The organism is Corynebacterium sp. KPL2850 (genome assembly GCF_040225855.1).
Classification (GTDB): domain Bacteria; phylum Actinomycetota; class Actinomycetes; order Mycobacteriales; family Mycobacteriaceae; genus Corynebacterium.
In genome coordinates, this window is sequence record NZ_JBEHFV010000011.1 from 1 (window position 1) to 21,784 (window position 21,784).

Here is a 21,784-nt window from a genome sequence, read left to right on the forward strand (position 1 = left end):
TCAAAATGGTAATAAGAAGGCCGCTGCTTAACCCCTAAGCAGCTTAACTACGTGTCCACGATTTGCGGGCAACCCCACTCTTTTGAAAATGGGGTGTAGTGAAGCATGTTCTTATCCTTGCTGAGGGAGTGAGTATGTTCTTGGAACAATTTCACTATCTCACAAATAAACCTACCTTTTAAGATAATGTGATAAATACAATCACCGCACCCAGGAGCGGTTTTATCTCTGTAGAATAGGCAAGGTTGCATTCTTAATATTCGGGGATTGAAGTTTGAGAGTGGGGACGAATATGCCTTTCTCCCTGATCGAAGAAACCGTTACAGGAAGCAAATAAGGCAGGCCTGGTGATTACGTTCTATGCCTTTGCAACCACAGTGGTTATGCTGTCACTCTTTCTTCTTTAGGCGATAAGCACCATCGTGCTGTTTAACAAAGAGATGAGTGCTCTTTTGCACCTATATGACTTGCCGTTATTGTTATTCTGCCAACCCTTGGCCGCAGTCTGAGATGGATGCCGACCATGTCACAGCGTGGTCGAAGGGTGGTGCCACCGAAAGCAACTGCGAGCTGTTGTGTAAGTCCCACAACCGCGCGAAGGGTAACGCTTAGGGGCGTGTCGGGCAGCATCACTTCCAAACCGGCTTAAGTGACCAAATGCCATCGCTAAAGTCCCGATTTGAGTCCCAGGACGTGCTCCTTAAGAGAAATAACTAAAGCCCCTACCAGCGTTTCCACTGGTAGGGGCTTGGAAGTTGGTAGCGGGGGCAGGATTCGAACCTACGACCTCTGGGTTATGAGCCCAGCGAGCTACCGAGCTGCTCCACCCCGCGTCGAGATGACTTCCATCATCTGCGCTTGAACAGTGCGTTAATACTTAATGTATTCGCTCTGTCCCGGCGACTTCTGTAACTATACAGACAGGAAGGCACCTACCCAAATCCCCTGGGTAGGTGCCTTATTTCCTGAGTTTCGAGTGCGAGAAGTTGGAGGTTTTAGCCCTCGGACTTCTGGTAGGACTCAACTGCCTTATCCAACTCATCTAGGGCGCGGCCGTACTCTTCGAAGGAACCGTCGCGGGCATCTTCCAGACCCTTCAAGGCCTTGTTGATGTCATCGATAGCGCCTGCTTCATCGGAGGAACGAGGGGCCGAAGCCGGAGTGGATTCCTCAGAAGACTCCTTCTTCTCGTCCTTCTTATCCGCAGAAGAGCTGTCCTTATCGGCATCGTCTTCGCCGGAATCGCCCTCAATCTCTTCGATGTCTTGGGCAGACTTGGCGTCGATTCCCACTTGCTCTAGGGCATCACCGATAGTCGGTGCGTAGCCCACGCGGCCCTTGTAGGACACGAGCACGCGCAGCAGCTTCGGGAAGGCGGAGGCCTGATCCTTGCGCTGCGAGTAAATCGGTTCGAGGTAGAGGATCTCGCCGCCGCCGACTGGCAAGGCCAGCAGGTTACCGTTGTGCAGGTCGTTGGTGCCCTCCCACAGGGTGCGGTCGCGGGCAACCTGGTCAGACGACATCATGGCATCCTGCGCCTGCTTTGGACCCTGAGTCTGCGTATTGGTTGGCAGCACGCGCACGGTGATATCGCCGTAGGTGTCCGGATCAGAAGATACCGCCATGTGTGCGGACAGGAACTCACGGTTCAAGCCACGGTACGAGGTGGTCAGCTGGAAGCTCGGCTTACCGGTCTCTGGATCAGCAGCCATCACGTAGTACGGCGGCTGGTTCAGGTCGCGGGATTCTTCCGCGGTCGGGTCATTCGGCACAGACCAGAAGGCGTCGTTATTGAAGAAGACGTTCGGATCATCAACGTGGTAGCGGGCCAAGAGGTCACGCTGCACCTTGAACATATCCTCTGGGTAACGGAAATGCTCGCGCAGCTCATCGGAGATCTCCGATTCCGGCTTCACCACATCCGGGAAAACGCCTTCCCATGCCTTGAGCACGGGGTCTTCCTTGTCGAACTCATAGAGGTCCACGCTGCCGTCATAGGCATCCACCGTCGCCTTCACGGAGTTGCGGATATAGCCCACCTGGTCATTGACCAAGCGCTGGGTGGTGCCATCGGGATTGAGGGCGTCCTGGGTGGCATCGGAAAGCGAAGCGCGCTGCGAGTACGGCAGGGAGTCCAGGGTGGTGTAGCCATCAACGATCCACTTCAGGTGGCCGTCAATAACGGCCGGGTAGGTAGCGGAATCGGTGGTCAACCATGGGGCAACCTTCTCCACGCGCTCGCGGGGATCGCGGTCATAGAGCAGCTTGGATTCGCTGCCCACGCGATCCGAAAGCAGGAAGTTCAGCTCGCGGTACTTTGCGGCATACATGGTGCGGTCAAAGAGGTTGCCAATCTCAACGCCGCCGTCACCGTCATAGGTGTAGTTGGCGCTATCGGTGTCGTACTCCACTGGGTTCTCGCCGGTGGTACCGGTAATAGCGTAGTCCAAGTTATCGGCAGCGCTTGCGATGACTGGGCCGTAGTAAATACGGGGCTGGTCTACCTTGATGCCCAAGGACTTCTCAGCGTCTTGGGTCTCGCCCTCGCCCTCAGACTCGCCGGCCTGGGTCTGCAGGTCAGAGACGGTGAAGATGGGGTAACCACCGCGGGCGGACCCGGCATCGCGGGCAACCTCATCGACGGTATTAGCCTGCGCGGCTACGAAGCCATTGCCGTGGGTATATACGGTGTGGCGGTTAATCCAGTCGGACTGGTTTTCGCGCAGCTCGTTCGGGTCCAGCTCGCGGGCCGCAACGACGAAGTCGCGCATCTTGCCATCGATTTCGTAGCGGTCCATGGACAGCGTTTCTGGGAACCCATAGAAGTTCTTCAGCTGCTGCATCTGGGTAAACGTCGGCGATAAAATCTCTGGATCCAGCAGACGCAGGTTATTGATGGTGGCATTATCGGAAGCAACCTTGTCATCCGATACGTCATCGCCGCCCCAGTTTTCCTTGTAATCCACGTGGTCATCGGTAAGCCCATAGGCATACCGCGTGGCCTCGATATTGCGGGCAATGGACTCGTTTTCCTTGGCCTGACGGTTTGGCTGTACCGAGAAGCGCTCCATCAGCAGCGGCCATGCCTGGCCAATAATCAGCGAGGACGCGAGCATGAGCACGACAGCGAGGCCAGGAATGCGCAGGTCCTTGATCACGATGGCCATAAAGAGCGCAATGGCGACGAAGACGCCGATGATCATCAAGATGATCTTGGCGGGCAGGTAGGCGTGGATATCCGTGTAGGAACCACCGGTAAACAGGTCGTGCTCGGAATACAGCAGCCCGTAGCGCTCCAGCCAGTAGCCGGCGACCTGGGCCACCATCCACAGCCCGGCCGTAATGGCGAGCTGCAGGCGCGCCGAGCGGGAGATGGAGCCACGCACTCCCGCAGCCTTATTGCCAATGCGGATTCCTCCCAAGATGTAGTGACCAAACAAGGCAATGAGGAAAGCGAGCACGAGCAAGATGGACAGGGTGCTCACCACCATCTGCAGCACGGGCAGGCTGAAGGCATAAAAGCCCAAGTCGTGGTGGAATTGGGGGTCCTCAACACCAAAGTCCTGGCCGTTGAGGAAGAGCATCACATCGCGCCAGTGAGACTGACCAATAAAGCCCGCGATGATACCCACGATGGCTGGGATGACCTTGAATAGCACGCCCATGGACTTCTCAATGGACTGGCGGTACTGATAGACCGGAGAATTCAGATCCCCCATATCCAGGGAATCGGGGCGGCCGCGCCAAGCAAAGAACCCGGCTGCCCACACCACCGCGGCAGCAACGAGCCCGAAGATGATAAAGAGGACTATGCGCGCAATAATCGCAGTGGTGAAAACACTGCGGTAATCAATGGAGCCAAACCACCTCCAATCCGTGTACATGCCCACGAGCATGGGGCCGAAGAATAAGAGGACGGCAATGATGGCCGCAATAATTGCCGCGACCTTAGGAGGCCGCTTCAACGGGGCGGCTGGTGTGGATGACCCTAGGGACAACGCCAGCTCCAATCAAATAGTGCGAATATTAAACATGTAGACTTTTCCCAGTTTAAGGAATCAATACACAGATAACGAATAAGGATGCCTATGAGTTCCCCCGAATTATCACAGCCAGCTTTAAACCGCGCTATGACGGAGGCCGTGGATTTCGTCCACGCTGAAGGTTGGGACGCCCGCCCCACCATCTTCGCCCTTGTTCCCACCCACCTGGTGGCGGATCAGCTTGCGGCGATGGATGAGGAAACCGCGTCCCCGCTGACCCTTATCGTCCAAGACAATGTCCCGGAAAACATCGAGCCGGGCTCCGAGGAATTGGCCGACTACGTCTCCCGCCTAGCCTGGCCGCGCGAGGTCGCGGGCGCCATCTTGGCCCAGGAAATCAAGTTCCGGGATACCTCCAGCGAGGACCCCTCCCCTCGCCCGGCGCGCCTTTATTCGGGTGCCCTGCGCGAGGAAGGAATTGAGACCACCTTGCTGCAGCTGCGGCCCACCGAAGAAGAGCTAGAGGCAGCGGGCCCCTTTGCTGAGGACGATATTCAGCTCCGCGGCGGCCCGCAGGTGGCCCCTGGCGTGATCGCCGCTTTGCGCTATGGCCTCAACCAAGATCCGGATGAACTAGACTAAGGACAATTAAGCCCGCAACCAAGGAGTTCTATACAGTGCGACGCATTTCCTTCTCCCGCCGTTCTTCTGCCCGTACCGCTACCGCGGCGGCGTTACTAGGGCTCAGCGTGGCTGCGGCAAGTTGTTCCTCCGATGCAGATGCGCCTGACGATACCCCAGTGGAGACCACCTCTGCGGCCACCACCACAGCTTCTGAAAGCGACACCGAATCCTCCACGTCTTCTACGGAGTCAGAATCAGCAGACAAGGACGAGGACGAGGCTTCCGAAGAAAGCTCCACCAGCGAGCCGAGCGCGAGCGGCGAATTGGATAAATCGGTGGCCAAGGTCTATGACACATATAAGTCGCTGGCGCCCAAAGACCTATTCGCCCAGTTTGAGCGCTGCGATTCCACCGGCGGGGATTCTTCCTACAATTGCTCGGGTCCTAAGGTGGGGCAATTCCAGTTCTTCAAGTCCCACTCCAAGGCCTCCCAGACCACCCAGGTACTCACGGAGCTGCGCAGCTCCCATGCCATCGAGGACGATGGCGATCGCGTCGTCGGCTGGTCCACGTTGGGCACCACCGCGGTTATCACCGTGGTGGATAATAAAGAAGGCTTGGTCATGCAACAGATGATCTCTTCTGACCAGGTAGACCCAGAAGAAAAGATCAAGGACTTGGGCCTAGTTAAGGACTAAGCTTCGGCCCCATGAGCTGTTATTAGCTGCATTCCTTGACGTCTTTGCCCGCTGCAAAGTCCTTCATGGCCGCCACGGCATCGTCGAGGGTTTCTACCTGCGCAATGGTCATATCGCCGTGGTCGCTGCCGGCCGCTGCAGAACAGTTGTCCTTAGGCGCCAGGAAGAGCTCAGCGCCGGCATCGTGCGCGGCGGCGATTTTATGCTCGATGCCACCAATTGGCCCGACCTTGCTATCGGCCTGAATGGTACCGGTGCCGGCCACGAAGGTGCCACCGGTTAAGTCTTCATCGCTGAGCTTGTCGATGACCGCCAGGGTAAACATCATGCCCGCTGACGGCCCGCCGATATCCTGCAGGTTATAGTTCACCGAAATATCGTCCTTGGGCTGCGATAGCATGGCTACTCCCAGCAACGCCTTGCCCTTATCGTGCGGGTTTTCGCCCAGTTCGATCTCTTCGCTGAGCTCTTTGTCCCCGCGGGTGACACTGATTTTCACCTTATCGCCGGGGCTTTTGTCCTTGATGATGTCTTGGACCTCGCTCGGCTCTGTGATCTCGGTGCCATCGACGGCGGTGATGACATCGTCTTTTTTGAGGTGATCCGCGGCGGCGCCGTCCTTAACGACCTCAGCCACGGTGATTTTGACCGGCAGGTGCAAGTAGTCCATCGCCGCGATGGTGGCTGCGGATTCAGATTGGGTAAAAGCCTGCTTATTGGATTCTTGGACCTCTTCATCGGTCATGTTTTGCGGAATGACGGTATCGATGGGCACCAAAGTGTCATCGGTAAGCGCCCAGCGCCCCAGTGCCTGCGCCAAGGTCATATTGGTACGCACGGACACGGTGGTCATATTGAGGTGCCCACTGGGCTTATAGGTCTTCGGCGCCTGCACATCAACGACTTGGGTGCCATCAACCTCGCCCAGCGTATCCACGGTGGGTCCAGGGCCTTCGGCAGCATAAGGAACGGTCAGCGAGACATCGGTGCCCGGGATATGGTCAAGCGATACCAACGCACCGGTAAGCACAACGGGGATGGCACCCCAGGCGATGGTGCGGACGCGACGGCTAGCAGGAGAATTCACGAAGCAATAGCCTACAACCTTTGGCGTACTGTTCGCTGTCAGCGTTGCTGTGATCATGGAAACTTTCCGCACGGTGCCGGTAGATTGGAGCACATGAGCAACGGATTCGGTTTTTCTTTCCCAAATAACGATGACGACGATAATGACGGCCGTCGTGACCAGAACCCGTTCGGCGCATTCGGCGGCGGTAATGGTGGCGGCCTCGGAGACATGCTGAACCAGTTCGGTCAGATGCTCTCCGGCATGGGTTCGTCCATGAACTCGCCCCAGAACTCCGGGCCGGTCAATTACGACATGGCCAAGCGCATCGCCCTGCAGCAGATCCCCAAGTCAAAAAATATCAGCGCAGAAGATTCCAAGGCTGTAGAGGAATCGGTGCGCCTAGCGGAGCTGTGGCTTGACGATGCCTCCATTCTCCCCACCGCTTCCGGCGCCACGCAGGCGTGGAATTCCAAGCAGTGGCTGGAAGAAACCATGCCCGCCTGGAAGCGCATGGTCACCCCGGTAGCCCAGCACATGAACGATGCCCAGTTGGAGTCCATGCCGGAAGAGGCCCGTGAAATGATGGGTCCAATGACCAAGATGATGGGCCAAATGTCCAGCATGAATTTCGGCATGCAGCTAGGCCACGCCTTGGGCGATCTGGCCAGCCAGGCACTAACCGGCTCCGACTTTGGCCTGCCCATCGCCCCGGCCAATACGGTGGCGCTTTTGCCGCATACCATTCAGAAGGTCGCGCGCGAGCTCAACGTTCCTGGCCAAGAGGTACTGGTTTACATCGCCGCGCGCGAGGCCGCCCGCCAGCGCTTGTTCAAGCACGTGCCGTGGCTGGTAGAGCGCATCGTCTCCTCCGTGGAGGAATACGCCATCGGTTTGGTCATTGATACCTCCCACATTGAAGAGCTCGCCCGCGAGCTCAACCTGGAATCCGGCGATCCGCAGGCCATCCAAGAAGCAATGAGCAAATTGCAGGGAATGGACCTCTCCCCGCGCATTACCTCCAAGAACACCGCAGCCGCTTCAAGGCTAGAAACCCTGCTGGCCTTGGTTGAGGGCTGGGCAGAGCACGTCGTGAGCGAGGCTTTGGGCGAGCGCATCCCCTCTACCTCCAAGCTCACTGAGGCGTGGGCGCACCGTCGCAGCACCGGCGGATCTGCCGAGCAGGCCTTCAGCAAGGTCGTTGGCATCGAGCTCAACGCCCCCAAGGTGACCGAGGCTGCCGAGCTGTGGCGCCGCGCCACCGTTGCCGTGGGTGCAGAGAAGCGCGATAAGGCCTGGGACCACCCAGACTTTCTGCCTACCGCAGAGCACCTCGATAACCCGGCCGCCTTCATTGATTCCCTCTTGGATGACGAGCCAGATGAGGGCTTCGAGGAAGAATTTGCGAAGCTGGAAGAGATGCTCAAAAACGGCGATGATTCCGGCAATAAGTCCGACGAGGACAAGGATTCTGCAGAGGACCAGGATTCCAAGGGCAGCGACAACGGTGACGACAGCGACGAGAACACCGATAAGGACAACGGCGGCGAGGAAAAGTAGCCCGCGCTAACCGCCCCAGCGCTGGTAGGCCTCAAGGTAGCCTTTGGCCCGCTCGGCGTGGGGTGCCCTATCGGCCCATTGCCAGAATTCGCGCCCATGGCGCGGGATGAAGGTATGGGTTAGCTCATGGATGATGACCGAATCCAACACGTAATCCGGCACCTGCTGTAGGCGGTTGCTCAGCCGGATATCCGCGGTGGAGGTAGTACAACTACCCCACCGCGTATTTTGATTGCTCACCCACCGGATGGACCCAATCCAGGCGCGCCCTTCCAGGTACTGTGCGTTGAGCTGTTCGGCGCGCTGAAGGAGCGCCGCATCGGTCTTCGCCGCACCACCGGTTTTCTTTTCTAAGCGCGCGAGCATGTCCTGTACCGCCTCGTTTTCCTCGCGGGCGGACATCCAGGCTGGAATGCGCACTTCCAAGACCCCGGCCACCATGCGCGCCTGCACCGACTTTCGCCGCCGCGCAGAGCGGATAACCTTGACCTCAGGGCGGTTACTTCCAGGTGGTTGCGTGCTCGACATGACAGGCCATTGTACCTGTGGTGCAATGGACGCACACGCGGCGCTCTGCCGTATTCGGGGTGATTGAGGGGATTCGGGGGAAGCAATGACTGCCTCACAAGACATGACTCAGCTCGTGACATTGGCGCCAGGGTGTGGTGTATTCTGCCGCGAGGATTCCGTGGTGCAATTCGGGATGGATGCCACCCGGGTGGCGGTGGCGGATACGGGCAATGCGCCGGGCGTAGCCCGCGCGTTTGCCACGGCCCATCAACCGGTCGACTCTTCCGACTTGGCGGCGCGGTTGGAAGCGGCCGGTCTGGATAGCGCTGCCGCCAGCAGCCTTATCGATGATGCCCTAGCCTATGGCATCCTCTGGCCCCTGCCGCCACATCCCAAGAAGCCTGAAACCATCATCATGCTGGGCGAATCCCCGCTCGCTGTGGAGCTGCGCGCCCGTTTGACGGCAGATGGATATACGGTGCGCATCCCCCTTGATGAGGACAATATCTTTTCCTATATCCACGACCTCGATGGGCTTTTTACGGTGCTTGGCGTAGACCAGCTCCACTGCCCCATCGATTGCGCCAATGCGCTTGCTGGCACCCCGACAACCTGGCTGCCCATTTCCTTACTAGATAACCGCGGCATCATCGGGCCCCTGCGCGTGGAAGGGCAAGGCCCCTGCCCGCTGTGCATTCACTTATTCCACGTGGATGCGGATCCGCAGTGGAGCGCCATCGCCTCCCAGCTCACCAGCGTGCGCAGACAGCCAGAAAACCTGGTCATCGATGCGGTAGCGGCCCAAGCACAGGTGGTGATCCGCCGCCTAAGCAAGCGCCCCTTACCACCAGGCGCGCCCACGGCCTTCCCACGGCCGGGGCAGCAATGGGAGGTAGACGTTTACGGACGCCACCAGCAGCGCACGGCCATCGCCCATCCGCGGTGCCCGGTGTGTTTCGGCGGCAAGGTCAATCTGGCTACATCCGCACCGAGCGAATGACCTCTAGGATCTGCTCGCCGTAGCGCTCCAACTTATTGGGTCCTATTCCGGAAATAGACAGCAGCTCCGCCTCATCTGCCGGCAACTCTTCCGAGATGGCCTGCAGCGTGGCATCCGTAAAGATGACATAGGCCGGAACCTTTTCTTCCTGGGCCACCTGCGCGCGCCACGAGCGCAGGGCGGAAAAGACCTCGTCATCGCCACTGCCCTCGCAGTCTTCATGCCTGCCAATGACCTTTTCCGCCGGGGTCCCTAAAACACCGCTGCATACGCGGCAGCGCTTCGGGCGGCGGGAGCGGCCACTTCCCACAGAGGATTCCACGCCTGGCGCGATGCCGTCCAAGAACCGGGTGCGCTCCCGGGAGGCCCGCGAACCGGCTGTCTTCGCCAATGCCCACGACAGCGCCAGGTGCTCGCGGGCGCGGGTAATGCCTACATAAAACAGGCGGCGTTCTTCCTCAATCTGCTCGTCGCCCGCCTTAATGGCGTGGTTGATGGGCATGAGTTTTTCACTTAGCCCGACGAGGAAGACGGCGTCCCATTCCAAGCCCTTCGCCGCGTGCACCGTCGCAAGGGTCACGCCCTCCATGGCAGGGGCTTGCTTATCGGTAGAGCGGCGCCGCAGCTCACCCAGCACCCCATTAAGATCGATGCCCGGGGTGGATTCCACGATCTTCTCGATCAACCCCACCAGCGCGTTGAGCGATTGCCAGCGCTCGCGGGCCTGCGCGCCCTGCGGTTCGGTGGCGCTGAGCCCAAGCTCCACGAAGGCGGCCCTCGCAATCGCCACCGGGTCTTCCGGCAAATCATCGCGGCGCGTTGCGGCGATGAGCACGCGAATGGCCTCCAGAATCTCCGGGCGGCGGAAGAAACCTTCACCGCCGCGGACTTGGTAGACCACTCCGGCATCGGCAAGCGCCTGCTCAAACTGCTCCGACTGGGCGTTGATGCGGTACAAAATGGCAATTTCTGAGGCTGGGACACCCTGATTGAGCAGGGTCAGCACCTGCCCAGCCACCTCCTGCGCCTCATTTTCCTCGGACTCGTAGGCCTTAAACGTGGGCTCCGGCCCAGGCTCGCGCATGCCCTGCAGCTCCAAGCGAGTGCCCGCCGCGCGCCCCGTAGCCTTGCCGATGACCCGGTTCGCCAAATCCGTTACCTGCGGTGTGGAACGATAGTCGCGCTGAAGCTTGACGATGGTCCCATCCGGATAACTGCGCGAAAAATTCAGCAGGTACTCCGGCGAAGCGCCATTGAAGGAATAGATGGTCTGGTTGGCATCGCCCACCACGGTGAGATCATCGCGATCGCCCAACCAGGCGTTCAGCACGCGCTGCTGCAGGGGTGTGACGTCCTGGTACTCGTCAACGACGAAGGTGCGGTACTGCTCGCGGAAGGTCTCCGCAATGGCCGGGACGTTTTCGATGGCGCCAGCGATGTGCATGAGCAGGTCATCGAAGTCCAGATGCATCATATCCGGTGTAGCTTTGGCCTTTTCGTATCGCCGGAAGGCCTCGGCCACCTTGGCGGCATCGGCCGGGGCGGTGCGATCCGTTTCCGCGATGACGCTCTCATAATCTTCGGCACTGACCAGCGCGGATTTCGCCCATTCGATTTCCGCCAGCACATCACGAATCATGTCTTTGGAATTATCCAGCCCCACCGAGCGCACCGCGCGGGCTACCAGCGGGAATTTATTGTCCAAGAGTGTCCACGGCAGATCGCCCGCGACCTGCGGCCAAAAATACTTCAGCTGCCGCCGCGCGGCCGCGTGAAAGGTTTGAGCCTGCACACCAGCAACACCCATCATGCGCAGGCGATCCCGCATTTCTCCCGCCGCACGCGCGGTAAAGGTCACGGCCAAAACACGCTGGGGATTCACAAACCCTTGATCCACCATATTGGCGATGCGATAGGTAATGGTGCGGGTCTTACCGGTGCCCGCACCCGCCAAAATGCACACCGGTCCACGTGGGGCGGTGGCCGCGCGGCGTTGATCCTCATCCAGCAGGGACAAATCCGGCTTATTCACCGTGATACCACTCCATAATCATCGTGTGTGCGATAGAACCCGCGGTGGCCAGCGGGAGCTTAGGCAGCTCGGCGCGGGTCACCCAACGAATTTCTTCCAGTTCCCCATCAGTATGGCAGGTGGCATGGACATCCGATGTCTCTGCGTGAAAGCCCAGCATAAGCGAGCCACTCGGCGGCCACGGCTGGGATCCCCAGTAGCGGAGATTGTCAATGTGTCGCCCGGTTTCCTCCATGGTTTCGCGGGCAAAGGCGGCCTCAATTGTCTCGCCCGGTTCCACGTATCCAGCAATCAAGGAAAAGAAGTTATTGCGCCCGCGATTGCGCGCCAGCAAAATCTTGTCCTCGCCTTTGAGCTCAATGAGGCCAATGACCGCTGGGTCCAGGCGCGGGAATACCATGCGGCGCGAATCCTGCGGATCGCGGCCAACGATACCCGGCGTTGGATAGTCCAACGGGTGGCCCGTGCGCGGATCGAAGCGCTGTTCCAACCGGTTGCGAATCAAAGCAATGGCCTGCATGACGAGGGTGTTATCGGCGAAAAAGGTCGCAGGTTGCAGCTGCCCCATCCGTCGCGCAATCGCTTCCGGGCAGGCAAAAACGTGCAGCGTGCCGATGTCCACCATCTCCGGCGTTCCCACACCTTCCGGCAATTCCTCCACCAACGCGGCGTCCCCACTCGCGGTAGCAGGCACTAGTCCCGTGTGTGTTACGGGCAAATACAATTAATCCTCCTCGTCATCATCTTGCACTTCCACGGGTTGTTCCAGATCGTGCTTGATATACAGCAGGCGGTCGCCCGGTTTCAGTGCGGAGGCATCAGCAGTATCGACGCGGTGGAGTTCGTTATTGCGCAGTACCGCGAGCACGATATCCGCCAGATGGCGTGGGTTGGACCCGACCTCGAACTCGCGCACGGCGCGCTCAGATACCGAAAAGCCCTCGTTAGGTGAAAGCAGGTCTTCCATCATTTCCACCACGGTGGGGGTCACGGTGGCAAGCCCCAGCAGGCGGCCAGCGGTCTCTGCAGAAGTCACTACGGAATCGGCACCGGATTGGCGCAAGAGGTGGCGATTTTCGGACTCGCGCACCGAGGCCACAATCTTGGCCTTGGGGGCGAGCTCTCGCACGGATAGGCAGCACAGCACCGCGGTATCGTCCGAGGACGGGGTGACCACAACAGAGTTGGCGTGCTCCACCCCAGCCACCTTGAGCACGTCCTGCTTGGTGCCCGAACCAAAGATGGTGACCAGCCCGTGGTGTTCGGCATGTGCCAGCGACGCGCGGTTGTTATCGATGACCACGATCTGGGAGGTGGGTACGTCATCTGCCAAGAGCGCGGCGACTGCCCCGGCACCCTTCGTTCCATAGCCAATAACGACGGTGTGGTTACGCAATTGTTTTCTCCAGTTCTGGATTTCAAAGGTGCGACGGGCCTTGTCCGTCAGCACGGATAGCGTCGCACCAACCAACAGCACAAGGAAGACGAGACGGGCTGGTGTGATAAGTACGAGGTTGATAAACCGCGATCGTTCCGTGACCGGAACGATATCGCCATACCCCACGGTGGTCAGCGTGACGGCGGCATAGTAGGAGGAATCCAAAAGCGACATGTCCTCGCTATAGCCCTCGCCGTCTAAGTACACCACGACGGTGACGAAGATGAGTATGCCAAATGCCCAGAGCGCACGTTTGGCCAACTGCCGCCACGGGCTGGCATTTTGATCCTTGGGCACAGTGATGACGTCAAGGAGCGCGTGATCAGGTTGCGAGGACAACTCGACTTGCGGCAAAAAGCGCTGTTTAATACGCCCTTTGAACGCCTTCGCACGTTTTTTGGCCACTGGCCCAGCCTTCTTTTCTGGATCGACTTTTCATTCCGCCGGTTATACGGAGACGCAAATATCCAATCATCGTCCGCATTCCGTCCCCATACCTTAGCCCTAGTGGCCTGCTACCGACGATTCAAGCAGGCTACGCAGCTCCTCGCCTTGGGCTAAAGTATCTGGCTCAAAAGTATAACCATCGTGAACGTAATGGAAAGCCGCGCGGATTTTATCGCCGCCGTGGATGCGCCGCCAGGCTTCGGCGTAGACCGCCAACTGGATCTTCGCTGCTTCCATGTCCGCGCCCTTCGGCGGTCGACCGGTCTTCCAGTCCACCACCATCCACGTGCCATCTGCCAAGCGGAAGACGGCATCCATTCGCCCGCGCACCACCGCACTGCCGATGGTGATTTCAAACGGCGCCTCCACAAAATCTGGCTGGCGCTCCGCCCATTCGGAGTTCAGGAAGGATTCCTTCAGCTCTTCTAAGTCGAAGTCCTCCGGCTCATCGATACCCGGCAATTCCTCTTCCCCTAGCAGCGCTGGGCTGCCAAAGCGCTCTTCCAACCAGGCGTGGAAGGCGGTGCCCCGCTTGGCATAGGAATTGGGCTTAAACGGCACTGGGCGGCGCTGCCGGCGCGCAAACTGCAGCGGATCGCTGCCCAGGGCCACCATGTCAGAAGCGGTCAGCTCGCTGGGAAGTTCCACATCCACTACCGGTTGCTGCAGGGACTTGTATTCCTCAATGAGCGCGCCCGCATCCTGTTCCCACAACTCGAAGGTCTCGCCGTGGCTCAGCTCAGGAAGGTCCTCCATGGCGGCTAGCACCGCATCCGCGCCGGCCAGGGAATCCGGATCTGCTTCAAGTGCCGGGAAGAGCCCGCTTTCTGCCGCACTGGCCGAGGTTTCCACCGGCTCTTCGGGCACCGTCCACTCCACTACGTACTGGGGGAAGGATTCTTTTAGCCTTTCAAGGTACTCATACGGGACCTTCTTGCCCCTGCCCGGCTTGTTATTCGTACCAGAGCCGGTAACGGTCAACGTGGACTCGGTTCTGGTTAAGGCCACATAAAAGAGGCGGGCTGCCTCCTCCGCTTTAAGCGCGCGGTCATCATCTTTGAATGCCTTGCAGGCCTTTTCGAATTCGGACTGGGCGACCGCATCCGGTGATACCTCGATGTAGTCATCTTCACCGGGTACCTTTTCGATCTTGGACAAAAAGGTCTCTGCTTGTGCCCCATAACTCGAAGAATCCGCGTGCACGACATAGACGTGCTCCCACTCCAAGCCCTTGGCCTTATGCACGGTCATGATTTGTACGCGATCCGTAGAGGCAGGAACCTCCCCAAGCTCGAGGCCATCTTCATGCTCGCGAGCGAGCTCCAAATAATCTAGGAGCGCATACAAGGAGTCTCCGTGGAATCCCGCGACGATATCGGCGAATTTATCCAGGTGGGTGGCTCCCCCGGCGCTACCGCGGGCAAGTACCTCGGTACGGATATTGAAGATGGCCTCGATGTCTGCGAAGAGATCGTTTAAAGGCTTGGACAGCGAGTAGGTGCGCAGGTAGCGCAGCTTGGCAGATACCTGTTCCATACGCGCCAAGCCCTGCGGGGTGTAGCGATCGCGCTCGCCGAGGTCTGCAAGGGCATCGGCAAGCCCCACCGTCTGATCAGGGCCCTCGGCCGTAAGCTGCGCCAATTGGGCACGCAGATGCTCCTCTGGATCCATGCCTTCTTCCCATTGCAGGCGCTCCTGCTTCGCCCCCGCCAAATTCTTTTGCCGTGCGGCAAGGGCTTGGATATCGCCCATGCCCAGCCCGCAAATGGGCCCGGCGAAAATGCGGAGGGCGGCTTGCGCGTCTTCCGGCCGCACCAACATAGTTGCCAGCGCTACCAGATCCTGGATTTCCGATTGCCACAGCAATCCACCTAGGCCATTGATTTCATTGGGTACATCGACGGCATCCAAGGCTGCTGCAATGGCCGCGGTTTGCCGGTTGGTGCGCACCAGTACCGCTGCGCTAAAGCTATCGCCTTCGCGCGCATCCCACTGCTGCCTTACTTTCTGGGCAATATAATCGTGTTCCTCGTCCTCGCTGGCAAAATAGGCCAGCTCAATCTCGCCTTCGCCCTTGTGCGGGGCCGCACACAGTTCATCGACGGGGCGGGGGCCGCCGGCAAAGACCCCGGCCGCCACCGAGTTAGCCAGCTTCAAGGCACCCGACGGGTTACGCCACGAGGTAGTCAGCTGGTCCTTGGGGGCAGGGGTGCCATCTGCCTGCGGGAAGTCCTCCACAAACGCGGTGAGGTTTTCTGCGGTAGCTCCGCGCCATCCATAGATAGACTGCATAGGATCGCCCACTGCGGTCACGGAAATGTCTTTCTGCTCCCCGCCAAAGAGGCTGCGCAGCAGTACGCGCTGGGCATAAGACGTATCTTGATATTCATCCAGCATGATCACGCGGTAGCGCTGGGATTGTTGTTTGCCCACGGCCGGGTGCGCTTGCGCGAGGCGCGCTGCTACAGACATCTGCTCGCCAAAGGTGATGACCTGCTGTTCTGCCTGCGCGCGCTTGAGTTCCTCGAGCAAAGGCACGTACTGCACGCGCCAATCCTGGGCATCAATCCAATCCTGCAGATTCTTGGAATACTTGCCCTCCGTCCTCGGCGCCTTTTCCAGGTTGTCTATATCGGCGCGGAAATCCCTCGCGAACTCGGCGATACCATCTGGGCCTTGTAAGGAATTATCCATATTGGAGGTCATCTTCAGCAGGGTTTCTGTAATGTTTCCCAAGCTATTTGTATCCGTTAATTTTCCGCCGTAGTTTTTTACCACGTCATAGGCAATGGCGAAGCGCTCTGCCTCCGTAATGATTCGCGCTGAGGGCTCCACTGGGACCAAAAGACCGTATTCGCGCACTAGCTCGCCGGCATAAGAGTCATAGGTGGCCACGGTGGGCGCGATATTGGTAAGTGCCTCCGCGGCGGGGCTGCCGGGGACGATAAGCCCAGAATCGCGCAGCTGAATGAGCTGGCGGCGAATGCGCTGTTCTAGTTGCTGGGCCGCCTTGCGCGTAAAAGTCAGCCCCAGCAACTCTTCTGGGCGCACGTAGCCGTTGGCCACCAAATAGACCACGCGGGAGGCCATGGTTTCCGTCTTACCGGCACCCGCGCCGGCGACCACGAGCTTGGGGCCAAAAGGACCCTCGATGACGTGGGCTTGTTCCTTAGTGGGTGGATAATCTTTACCCAGTGCTTGGGCTATTTCTTCCGGGGAAAAATTCTGCTTAGGCATGGATTGTCATCTTTCCTTCCTCCTGCACCGGGCAGATGGGACGAATGGGGCACTTATCGCAATCCTTATTGGTGCGCGCGGTAAGCTGCGGTCCGCGCAGTTCCGCCGCCAGTGGTGGCAGTAGTGCAGAAAATTCTTCAAGTGCCTCCGCGGTGAGCTGACTTTGTGTGCGCGTGGTGATCTTTTTGGAATCTTTTCCGGCAAAGACAAGCACCCCGCCTGCGCGCGGCATTCCTTCGCCATCGCGCACGCGCTGCCCGTCAAAGCTGCCCCGGGACAAGGCCAATTGGTAGGTCATTAGCTGGCGGTTTTCTTCCGCTTCCGGCACCGTCACTACAGATTTACCGGTCTTGAGATCCACGACCAAGTAATTTCCATCTCCATCCTGCATCAAGCGGTCCATGAATCCACCTACCCGGATATCCGGGGCTACCTCGACGTAGACGGGTACTTCGACCCCGACGAGTTCGTTTTTGACTTCGGATTGCTGTGCCCATTGCTGCGTGCGCTCTAACAGGCGGGAAAATTCATTTAACTTGGTCTGTAGCTGCCACTGTGGAACGTCCAAGATGAGCTCATAGGCCTCCATGACGAGCAGGCGGGCCTTTTCTGCATCCATGCCGCGGCCGATGGCCTCCAAGAAATCGTGGGCCAGGTCGCCGCGTAAAAGGTGCTCGGCGCCGCTGGGATCCTCGGCAAGGTTGCCCACAATCGCCTTGAGCGGGCAGTTGAGCAGGGCTTCAACCCGGGACGGAGACAGGCTCTTGCTGCCGCGCAGCTGCGTATGCGATGCCACAGAGCGCGCGGAAAACCACTGGTCTGGATGGGCGCCTGGGATTCCCTCCTGTGCTAAGCGCGCCAGCTGCCGGGCTGCTTGGCGCCGCTCCGCCTCGCCGGAATCTGGGTTCGTGACCACGCGGCGCAATTGCGCCACAAAGGAAGGAACGGACAGCACCGCCACGTCGAGGGGATCGAACTCGGGCTCATCGCGCAGGGACACCTGTGCCGGCTCGGAAACGTCTAAGTCCAACTCGCGGGGAAATTGGGCGGCGCGCAAGGCACGGCTGGCTTCCCGGCGCGCCATTGTCCCAGGTACATCAACCCCACGCCCGATAAATTCCGCGATGAAGCGGGAAGGTTCTGCAAAGGCATCCTCATTAGGGTTTTCCATCGCGGCGATGAGCAACCGGCTCCGGTGGCGCGTGGTGGCGACGTGGAAGAGCCGGCGCTCTTCTGCCAAACGGGAGGCAATGTGGCTAACAGGGGTATCGGGCTCAATATCGCGGTCCAAGAGATCGATGAGATCTTCTTGGCCAAAAATGGATCCAGTCTCCCCCAGCGAGGGCCACGTGCCTTCTTGGGCTCCGGCGACGATGACGGTATCCCATTCGCGGCCAACGGCGCCGTGGGCGGTGATGATCTCTACGGCCTGCGGGATGGCGGTGCGGCGGTCGCGGACGCCGGTGGGCAGTTCTTGTTCGGTGATGTGGGTTAAAAAGGACTGCAACGAGGAGCCGGGGCGGCGCTCGGAGTAATCACCGGCGGCATCAAATAGCGCCATAATGGCATCAAGATCGCGGTCCGCCTGCGAACCGGTGGCGCCGCCGCGCAACGCGGATGCCTGCAAGCGCGTATCCAGCTCGGTAGCGCTCCATACCTCCCACAGGATTTCTTCCACAGAAGCCTGAGCTTGTACAGCCTGCCGCCCCGCGGAGAGTACTGCGCGCACGCGCTCTAGGATGGAAAATTCGCGTTCGGTGAGTTGTCCATTGAAGTCCGGAAGCTCACCCTGCAAGAGCTCGCGCAGGCTATCCATGCCGCGCGTATCGGGCGCCCACCGGCGCAGACCGCGAATCAGGCGGCGCAGGGTGACGGGATCCGCCCCGCCCACTGGGCCGGTAAGCAAGTCCTCGAGCTCTGCATTGCTGAGGTTTTCTTCCAAGGCGCGCAGGGCAAGGAGCATGGCAGATACTAGGCGCTGTTCTGCCAAAATCACGTCGGCTGGGCTGATATGTACGGGTACACCGGCGGCCAGCAAGGTGCGGCGCATCTGGCCGATATCCGCCGTCGAGCGCACGATGACGGCGATATCGCGCCACTGCACGCCATCGTCCAAATGGCGGCGGCGCACGGTATCGGCCACCACATCGCGAAGGCGGCCCTCAGAATCCACGATGGAAATGCAGGCCGGGGATCCGTTGCGGTGCGGCTGCGAAAGCTCGATGGGGTGTTCCGCGGGAAAATCCTCAAAGAACTGCGAATTAGCACCGCGGAAGGCAAAGACGGATTGGTCCGGATCGCCGCCAATGACTAGCAATTGTGCATCGGGTGCCAGGCGGGAGATGAGCTCGCCCGCGGTGGGATCCAATAGCTGAGCATCATCAACCACAATGGTGTGCCACGGGTGCGAACTCGTAAGTTCTGGGCGCAGCAAGACCTGGTTGACTAGCTCGGCCGCGGAATAAGAATGCGCCCCGGAAAGTGCCTGGACGCGTTCATATTCGCGCAGGAACTTACCGGCGGCACCCCACATCCCGCGGCCGTACTTCGCACCAAGGCTCTCCAAATCCGCGGGGCTTAAACCACGTTCGATGGAGCGCAAAAGAAAATCGCGCAGTTGGCGGGCAAAACCTACGTACTCTAGGGCGGGGCGAACTTCCTCCGGCCAATCGCCGTGGCCGGATTCAGCATGGCCTTCGAGCAATTCCCGGATAACGGCGTCTTGTTCCGCGCCGGTAATAAGGCGCAATTCCTCGTCGCTTGCACTGCGCAGAAGTGCAAAGGCCAAGGAGTGAATGGAGCGGACCATGGAGGATTGTGCCGCATAATCTTCGAGGCGCTCCGAAAGCTCGCGGCGCAGGCGAGCACCAGATTCCTTGGAGGCGGCAACCACGAGGATGCCGGAGGGGTCTGCCCCCGTCTCCTGGGCGCGGTCGAGGGCATGAATGACGGTATCGATAAGAAAACTGGATACGCCGGTTCCGGCGGTGCCGGTTACCTTCCAGGTACCGGTCTCCGGCAGCTCAACGGGCCAGGATCGGGCGCGTGCGGACGGGGTGCGGGCAATGAGTCGTACCTCTGGCGACGGCGGTAGGACCACTCCCGCGCGGGCGGTGGAATGGGGATCGTAAGTCACCGCCCCAGTATTGCAGATGCCCTAGACACAAGAAACTGTTCCACTCGCTCAATATTGGAACGCACATTCGAGCGCGAGCGCGGATTCAGATCATTAATATGCCGGCGATAGGACACCGCCCGCAGCAAAAGCTCCTGCATGCCCGGCACGTGGCCAAACCGCTGACAGATGTCATCATCTACCACTTGTGCGATCAATCCATCCACGATCACAAGCGCTGCGCTCCACCCGGCTGGGCGCGCGGATTGGCTCGGCACGAGATCCACAATCCCCGGTGGGTGCGCGCCATAAAAGACCGTGGTGGTCAGCAGGGCGGTATGGGCGGTGACCAAGGGGACATCGGCAAGCGCGGCCTTATCGTAGGCCTCCCCCGTCTCCGCCCAGGCGGTGCGCTCCGCGCGGGCGAAGGCATCATCGCGGTGCGTGCTCGGCGGCGCAGGCGCATTGGCCATGGCATCGTCCAAGCGCAAGGCCGTCTGCGCTGCTTCATCGATGCGCCCGGCGACCTCGCCGGGAAGGAACTGCGTCGCCTTCCATCCGGCGGCGGTGTGGCGGCCGTCGCTCGCGAGAACCGGCCGCGATACCCGCGCGCCCGGCACGCTTAGTTTTTCGCGCACCTTGGCAGACCATGCCGCGAAGGGGCCGGCCTGGGAGTAAACCACGTCGCCCACCTTGATGCCGTTATCCCATACTGGGCCCAGCTGATCGCCTTGGGCCCGGCGCGACCCAGTCGCACCGGTTTCTGCGTGGAAGGCGCTTAAAACATGCTCTGGGGGAAGCGGCATCCAGTACTCCTTATTGGGGTTGGTGGGGATCCTTGTGCTCCGGATTGGGATATGGCCACGGGTTAGGCTCGCAGGTCACATCCTCATCAGGATAGACCTCCTTGGGATTGCGGTCATGCAATTGCTTATTGTTCAAACTCAGCGTCTGCTGCATCATCACTGGGGCCAATTTGCCCTCGCCGCCGCACTGCTGGTGGGAGGCATAGCCAATGGCATGGCCCAATTCGTGGTTGATGACGTACTGGCGGTAATTGCCCAAATCGCCCTCAAAGGGCGTGGCCCCGCGCACCCACCGCGCTTCATTAATGATGGTGGTGGATTCGCCGGTAAACTTGGTGTGGCAGGAGGTTTCCGTCTCGATCTTCTCGCCACAACGCTCAGCGGCCGTGGTCAGAGAGGTCAGCTGGATGCGGGTATCGGGATCGTCTGCGGAGGCGACGTGCTCGAATTCGAAGTCGCCTTGGGCGGTCCACCCGCGTGGATCCGCAAGGGTTGCCTCCACCATTGCGGCAAAGGCATCATCTCCGCCATAGGGAGCGGTATTGAGCCCATCTTCCACCTCGATGGAATAGCGCACCTTTTTCTCGCCACCCTCGCCGGCTACAGCGCCGGGGCGGCCGATTCCGTGGAAAGTGCCCTTGCCCTTTTTGGTGAAGTCACTTCCAGGGGGCATCTCACTGATCTCGCGCTCTACCGCCTCCGCATTCGCGGGGTCGGGGCCCGTGAGATCCTCGTGGGTAGGAGTGGCTGCGGTGGTTTCCGCGCTGGATGCATCGCCGTTGTCATCGGCCGAAGAGCCAGACGCGATATCCACAATCACCCAGACGGTAAGCAGCACCATCACGGGGATAGCCACCACACGCCACCAGCCGTACCGGCGGGCGAACCGGACCACCGGGTTCGGGTGATCCGGAATTCGCCCATGGCTCTGCTGAGCCTTGCGATTCTGCCTACTTTCCATAGGCATTGAGGGTACCCGGTTGTCTATTCAAAAACTGAATTAGCAAACCTTTAGAACGCCCCAAGCTTAGGCGCCGGCGAATCCGACGGACTGCTTCTTAGCGGCACCAACCTCGACGTACACCACACGCTCAGTGCGCACGAGGTACTTGCGGCCCTTGTCATCTTCTAGCTCCAACGTGGAGTTTTCTGCCAGGGCGCTATTAATCTTTTGCGTTAGCTCCGCCTGCTCACCACTGGTGCTAATGATCAGCTCGCGCGGGGTATCTGCAAAACCAAACTTGATATCCATAAATTTATCCTCCTCT

At 59.6% G+C, this 21,784-nt stretch carries 16 protein-coding genes and 1 tRNA gene; 5 read left to right on the forward strand and 12 right to left on the reverse strand.

The genetic code is table 11. From position 1 onward, the window contains the following. Positions 1-462 precede the first annotated feature (462 nt). Complete coding sequence (locus ABRP93_RS05180; RefSeq protein ID WP_349864130.1) at positions 463-612, forward strand: HNH endonuclease; 150 nt, start codon at positions 463-465, stop codon at positions 610-612. Positions 613-756: 144 nt separating this feature from the next. Here ABRP93_RS05180 and ABRP93_RS05185 read toward each other — a convergent pair. After that, positions 757-833 (reverse strand) — tRNA-Met (locus tag ABRP93_RS05185). Between the two features lie 162 nt (positions 834-995). Continuing rightward, positions 996-3,965, reverse strand: coding sequence for a UPF0182 family protein (locus ABRP93_RS05190; RefSeq protein WP_349887153.1), 2,970 nt, complete (start codon positions 3,963-3,965; stop codon positions 996-998). A 123-nt stretch (positions 3,966-4,088) separates the two neighbouring features. On the opposite strand from ABRP93_RS05190, the gene ABRP93_RS05195 reads away from it, so the two are divergent. Next, positions 4,089-4,625 (forward strand): PPA1309 family protein, encoded by a 537-nt coding sequence (locus tag ABRP93_RS05195; protein WP_284770000.1) that lies wholly within the window; start codon positions 4,089-4,091, stop codon positions 4,623-4,625. Positions 4,626-4,660: 35 nt separating this feature from the next. Further along, positions 4,661-5,305, forward strand: a complete 645-nt coding sequence (locus tag ABRP93_RS05200) for a beta-N-acetylglucosaminidase (protein ID WP_349864125.1) — start codon at positions 4,661-4,663, stop codon at positions 5,303-5,305. Between the two features lie 22 nt (positions 5,306-5,327). Here ABRP93_RS05200 and ABRP93_RS05205 read toward each other — a convergent pair whose 3' ends face one another. After that, on the reverse strand, positions 5,328-6,392 hold the full coding sequence (locus tag ABRP93_RS05205) for a YlbL family protein (RefSeq protein ID WP_349887154.1): 1,065 nt from the start codon (positions 6,390-6,392) through the stop codon (positions 5,328-5,330). A gap of 93 nt (positions 6,393-6,485) precedes the next feature. Here ABRP93_RS05205 and ABRP93_RS05210 point away from each other — a divergent pair, with 93 nt between their 5' ends. Next, the gene (locus ABRP93_RS05210; RefSeq protein ID WP_349864120.1) at positions 6,486-7,931 is read left to right on the forward strand and encodes a zinc-dependent metalloprotease; all 1,446 of its coding nucleotides are present in this window, start codon (positions 6,486-6,488) and stop codon (positions 7,929-7,931) included. Between the two features lie 6 nt (positions 7,932-7,937). Here ABRP93_RS05210 and ABRP93_RS05215 read toward each other — a convergent pair whose 3' ends face one another. After that, entirely contained in the window at positions 7,938-8,459 is a 522-nt protein-coding gene (locus ABRP93_RS05215) for a M48 family metallopeptidase (RefSeq protein WP_349864118.1), read from the reverse strand. Positions 8,460-8,544: 85 nt separating this feature from the next. On the opposite strand from ABRP93_RS05215, the gene ABRP93_RS05220 reads away from it, so the two are divergent. Further along, positions 8,545-9,441, forward strand: a complete 897-nt coding sequence (locus ABRP93_RS05220; protein ID WP_349864115.1) for a hypothetical protein — start codon at positions 8,545-8,547, stop codon at positions 9,439-9,441. Here the strand turns inward: ABRP93_RS05220 and ABRP93_RS05225 are convergent. The 8 genes from ABRP93_RS05225 to ABRP93_RS05260 form a co-directional block, all read right to left on the reverse strand. Continuing rightward, entirely contained in the window at positions 9,419-11,473 is a 2,055-nt protein-coding gene (locus ABRP93_RS05225; RefSeq protein WP_349887155.1) for an ATP-dependent DNA helicase UvrD2, read from the reverse strand. The genes ABRP93_RS05220 and ABRP93_RS05225 overlap by 23 nt on opposite strands. Further along, a complete protein-coding gene (locus tag ABRP93_RS05230) occupies positions 11,466-12,197 on the reverse strand; it encodes an NAD(+) diphosphatase (protein WP_349864111.1) in 732 nt (243 codons plus the stop codon). The genes ABRP93_RS05225 and ABRP93_RS05230 overlap by 8 nt, the downstream gene beginning before the upstream one ends. Further along, positions 12,198-13,316 carry a potassium channel family protein gene (locus ABRP93_RS05235; protein WP_349864108.1) on the reverse strand — a complete coding sequence of 373 codons (1,119 nt, stop codon included), beginning with the start codon at positions 13,314-13,316 and terminating at the stop codon, positions 12,198-12,200. A 99-nt stretch (positions 13,317-13,415) separates the two neighbouring features. Next, positions 13,416-16,595 carry an ATP-dependent helicase gene (locus ABRP93_RS05240; protein ID WP_349887157.1) on the reverse strand — a complete coding sequence of 1,060 codons (3,180 nt, stop codon included), beginning with the start codon at positions 16,593-16,595 and terminating at the stop codon, positions 13,416-13,418. After that, entirely contained in the window at positions 16,588-19,695 is a 3,108-nt protein-coding gene (locus tag ABRP93_RS05245; RefSeq protein ID WP_349887185.1) for an ATP-dependent helicase, read from the reverse strand. Before ABRP93_RS05245 ends, ABRP93_RS05240 begins: the two co-directional genes overlap by 8 nt. 32 nt (positions 19,696-19,727) lie before the next feature. Further along, positions 19,728-20,516: a hypothetical protein gene (locus ABRP93_RS05250; protein ID WP_349864103.1), complete on the reverse strand. Its 789-nt coding sequence runs from the start codon at positions 20,514-20,516 to the stop codon at positions 19,728-19,730. Between the two features lie 10 nt (positions 20,517-20,526). Further along, positions 20,527-21,477 (reverse strand): DUF3152 domain-containing protein, encoded by a 951-nt coding sequence (locus ABRP93_RS05255; RefSeq protein ID WP_349864101.1) that lies wholly within the window; start codon positions 21,475-21,477, stop codon positions 20,527-20,529. A 66-nt stretch (positions 21,478-21,543) separates the two neighbouring features. Continuing rightward, a complete protein-coding gene (locus tag ABRP93_RS05260) occupies positions 21,544-21,768 on the reverse strand; it encodes a DUF3107 domain-containing protein (protein WP_023025669.1) in 225 nt (74 codons plus the stop codon). Between the last annotated feature and the right edge of the window lie 16 nt (positions 21,769-21,784).